Below are 4,212 nucleotides of genomic sequence, written 5' to 3' on the forward strand. Positions count from 1 at the left end.
GGCTCCTGTAGCTCAAACCGGTATCGGTTGCTGCTGGAAGGGGGTGACAAATTGTCACCGGTCCCTGACGCCCGTGACACTACCCCCGGTCAGGGGTGCGAGGGTCCCCCTGACAGCGGTGACATACCAGGAACCACCATAGGAACCCACAAGGAATCACCACCACCACAGGGTACGACAACCGCGGCGGTCGTACTCAGTTCCGTAGAGTGTAGTGGTGGGGAATTATCTGACCTGGAATACCCCAAGACCTTGTCGGCGGCTGAACGGGAGGAGGCCTGCAAGAAGCTCGCCGGCCTTCCCGCAGACCTCGCGCAGCAACTCCTCGATGAACTGGCTGCGCGCATCCGGGCCAACGTCATCCACACAACCCCGCTGGCCTATCTCCGCGGTCTGATCACGCGTGCCCGTGCCGGCACGTTCACGCCGGAGGGTGCGTTGCAGATCGCAGCGCATCGCCAGCGACGGATCGAGGTGCATGCGGTGGTGAGGCATAATGACACGAGACGCGATGACTACCCGAGCAGTTTGAAGGCGGCAATTGCTTCCCGGCCGGGCTCGGAGCTTTCGTAGGCGTTTATGGTAACGTCATATTGCACGATAACATTACTCGTGTTATCGTGCTTTTGTCATGTTATGTAAAGCCGCCCCAGAACGTGCCGTGGACGCCGCCGTTTGCGCGTATCTGCATGAAACCTTGGGAATCGCCCCCAGGGTTCGAGTGTGGCCGGGTGCCGGCAAGCTGCCTTACTTTCTGCAGGACGCCTTCGAGGTCCGGGAACTGAAGCTGCTGGATCGGCAGATTCTCCTGGCGATCGACAAGCGGCCCGACAAGCCGGGCTTGGCCAACGTCCGAGGCCAGATGGACAAGCTGCGCCAACTGGCTGGGATGCCGGTGGTCTACGTGACCGGCACCCTCGCGTCCTACGAGCGCAAGCGCCTGATCGAGCAGAAGGTACCGTTCCTGGTGCCGGGCAACCAGCTCTATCTGCCGGATCTCGGGATCGACTTGCGCGAGTACTTTCGCAAGCCGCCCACCGCTCCGGACACTGCACTCAGCCCGGCGACGCAGGCGATGCTGATTACCGTCCTGCTGCGAAAGCCGTGGCGCGCCGAGTGGCAGCCCGCCGAGGTGGTCAGCGAGCTGGGCTACACCGCGATGACCCTGTCCCGGGCCGTCAAGGAGCTCACGGCCGCCGGCATTGCGACATTGCGCACCGAGGGGAGGGCGCGATGGCTGCACACCGAGGGCACTGCCGCGGAGACGTGGGAGCGAGCGAAGCCATTGTTGCGCAGCCCGATCAAGCGCCGATTCTGGGCCCGCCCCGCTCCCAAGTGGAAGCCACCCCACGTGAGACTGGCAGGGTTGAGCGCTCTGGCGCGATATTCGATGCTTTCCGAGCCGCAGTGGCCGATCTATGCCGTCAGCCCGGCGCAGTGGAAGACAGTGACGAAGGCCGGCATCGAGACCCTGCCTGAGCCGCTGCCGGGCGCCTGCGAATGGGAGCTCTGGCACTACAACCCCGCACTCGTCCCGAACAGCGAAACCGTCGATCCACTTTCCTTGACGCTCAGCCTGCAGGGCAACACCGACGAGCGTGTTCAACTCGCACTCGATGAACTGAAGGGGCGGTTTCCGTGGTGAGAGGACTCGATGTCTTTCGCGAATACTTCGCCGGCCACGCCGATCAGTTCGTGCTGATCGGCGGCACGGCCGCGACTCTTGCGATGGAAGAGGCGGGGCTCGAGTTTCGTGCCACAAAGGACCTGGACATCGTCCTGCACATCGAAGCGCTCAGCCCGTCATTCGGCGAAGTGTTCTGGGGCTTCGTCGAAGCGGGCGGCTACGAAATCCGGCAGGCCAGCGACACCGGGAAGCCCGTGTTCTACCGATTCCAGAAGCCAGCCGACGAGCGCTTCCCTGTCATGCTGGAGTTGTTCTGTAGGGCTCCCGAAGGAGTTAACCTCGCCGAAGGCAGTCACCTCACGCCGATCCCGATCGACGAGGCCGCTGCAAGTCTGTCCGCCATCTTGCTCGATGACGCATATTACGAATTCATCCTTGCAGGTCACAAGGAAGTTGATGGATTGCCGTGGGTCGGCGAGGACAGGCTGATTCCGCTCAAGGCCAGCGCGTGGTTGGACCTCGGCGAGCGCCAGGCCAAGGGCGAACCTGTGGACAGCAAGAACGTCCGCAAGCACGCCAACGACGTGCTGCGTCTGTCGCAGCTGCTCGCGCCGGACGTTCGCATCGAGGTCGCGCCAAGGATCGAGCAGGATCTGAATCACTTTCTCGATGGCATCGAAGCGGATCGCACGATTGATCCGAAGTCCCTTGGGATCAACAGCAGCGTTGCCGAGATTGCCGAACGAATCGCGCGGGCCTACGGATTGAATCGAGGTCGGGTGACGTGATCACGGTGCTCTGCGCCGTCTATACCCGCAAGTCCACGGAGGAGGGGCTCGAGCAGGAGTACAACTCTATCGACGCCCAGCCGACGCCGGCCATGCCTACATCGTGAGCCAACGCGCTGAGGGGTATATACCGCTCCACGATGACTACGATGATCCCGCCTACTCGGGTGGTCACATGGACCGCCCGGCACTGCAGCGGCTGCTCGCCGACATCGAGGCTGGCAAGCTCGACATTGTGGTGGTCTACAAGATCGATCGCCTGACGCGATCGCTCACCGACTTCTCGCGCATGATCGAGGTGTTCGAACGCCACGGCTGTTGACTTCTGACCGGTACCTGCGTGGTGTCCTGCTTCTCTGTCACGATACCCGATCAACCCCACTCTGAAGATTCCTGCCCGCGAGGTGGACTGACGGATTTAGCCAGACAGATTGCTCCCGGGTTCTCAACGCCGCTCGGTCCTGGCCTGCAAGAGTTCACGAGGGTGGCGCGCCGCACGGATAGATGATACAAATCCTAGGAACATAGGGTCCACACATCGGGTATTTGTATCAATGGGGAAACCGCGATCGCAGCGTGAGCTGGCTCAGGCTCTTCTGAGGGAGCGAGGGATTATGCGCCTGGTCGAACTGCGCGAGGCCGGCGTGACGGCTGCGACGATGAGTCGTATGGAGCGGGCCGGTGAGGTCATCCGCCTGTCGCGGGGCGTCTATCAGCTGCCAGACGCCGACCTGGACCCTAACCACAGCCTGGCGGAGGCCGCGAAGCGGGTGCCCAAGGGCGTCGTGTGTCTCGTCTCGGCTCTGGCGTTCCACGGTCTAACGGACCAACTGCCCCCAAAAGTCTGGATGGCGATCGGGCCCAAGGACTGGGCACCGCAGTGCAACGGCGCGCCCATTCGCGTTGTGCGCTTCACAGACAGTCTGCTGAGAGAGGGCTTTGAGACGCACGCGATCGAAGGTGTGCCCGTCAAAGTCTTTGGAGTGGCCAAGACGGTGGCGGATTGCTTCCGGCATCGCGGCAAGGTGGGTCTATCCGTCGCAATCGAAGGGCTTCAGGAGTCGCTGAGGCAACGCAAGGCAACCCCCGCGGAAATTTCTCGTCAAGCCGAGAAGGGCGGGGTGTCGACGGTCATCAGGCCGTATCTCGAGGCGCTGACCGCCAATGCCTAAAGTGATCAGAAACATCGGCGCCTCCGTTCGGGCCCGCCTGCAGAATCTCTCCCGAGAAACGGGTCAGAGCTTCGAACTGATACTCACCCGCTACGCGCTCGAACGCCTGCTTTACCGTCTCAGCATGTCTGCCTATGCCGACCGATTCGTGCTCAAGGGCGCAATGCTGTTGACGAGCTGGTTCACGGATCCACACCGCGCTACTCGTGATCTAGACCTGTTGGGATTCGGTGATCCAAGCCAGGATGCGATGGTCGCAGCGTTCAAGGATATCCTCGCTGCAGATGTCGACGATGGCGTCGAGTTCGATTTGGATGCACTTCGTGTGGACCAGATCCGGGAGGAACTCGAGTACGGCGGACTACGGCTGCGCACGACCGCGTCGATCAGTGGCGCCCGTATTGCCGTGAGGGTCGACGTTGGATTCGGAGACGCGTTGGAACCGGGCGCCGAGGTCATTGACTATCCATCCATGCTGGACCTTCCGACACCGCGCCTGCGGGCCTATGCCCGGGAAACGATGATTGCAGAGAAGTTCCAGGCCATGGTTGCGCTGGGACGCGCGAACAGCCGAATGAAAGATTTCTACGACGTTTGGCTCCTCAGCCAATCGTTTCTTTTCGAT

General features: G+C 61.9%; 5 protein-coding genes and 1 pseudogene. All 6 read left to right on the forward strand.

The window, feature by feature from the left end; translation table 11 throughout:
- Positions 1-573: hypothetical protein (locus LJE91_14445; protein MCG6869880.1), on the forward strand; the 573-nt coding region annotated here is incomplete at its 5' end.
- Positions 574-661: 88 nt separating this feature from the next.
- Positions 662-1,645, forward strand: a complete 984-nt coding sequence (locus LJE91_14450) for a hypothetical protein (GenBank protein ID MCG6869881.1) — start codon at positions 662-664, stop codon at positions 1,643-1,645.
- Positions 1,639-2,415 carry a hypothetical protein gene (locus LJE91_14455; protein ID MCG6869882.1) on the forward strand — a complete coding sequence of 259 codons (777 nt, stop codon included), beginning with the start codon at positions 1,639-1,641 and terminating at the stop codon, positions 2,413-2,415. The genes LJE91_14450 and LJE91_14455 overlap by 7 nt, the downstream gene beginning before the upstream one ends.
- Before the next feature lie 5 nt (positions 2,416-2,420).
- A pseudogene (locus LJE91_14460) lies at positions 2,421-2,728 on the forward strand (recombinase family protein).
- A 241-nt stretch (positions 2,729-2,969) separates the two neighbouring features.
- The gene (locus LJE91_14465; GenBank protein MCG6869883.1) at positions 2,970-3,587 is read left to right on the forward strand and encodes a type IV toxin-antitoxin system AbiEi family antitoxin domain-containing protein; all 618 of its coding nucleotides are present in this window, start codon (positions 2,970-2,972) and stop codon (positions 3,585-3,587) included.
- On the forward strand, positions 3,580-4,212 hold a 633-nt coding region (locus LJE91_14470; protein ID MCG6869884.1), incomplete at its 3' end, for a nucleotidyl transferase AbiEii/AbiGii toxin family protein. The genes LJE91_14465 and LJE91_14470, both read left to right, overlap by 8 nt.

This window comes from Gammaproteobacteria bacterium (assembly GCA_022340215.1).
Taxonomy (GTDB): domain Bacteria; phylum Pseudomonadota; class Gammaproteobacteria; order JAJDOJ01; family JAJDOJ01; genus JAJDOJ01.

Coding starts and splice junctions, on each gene's coding strand:
- LJE91_14465 (MCG6869883.1), top strand. CDS start 2,970: ATGGGGAAACCGCGATCGCAGCGTGAGCTGGCTCAGGCTCTTCTGAGG.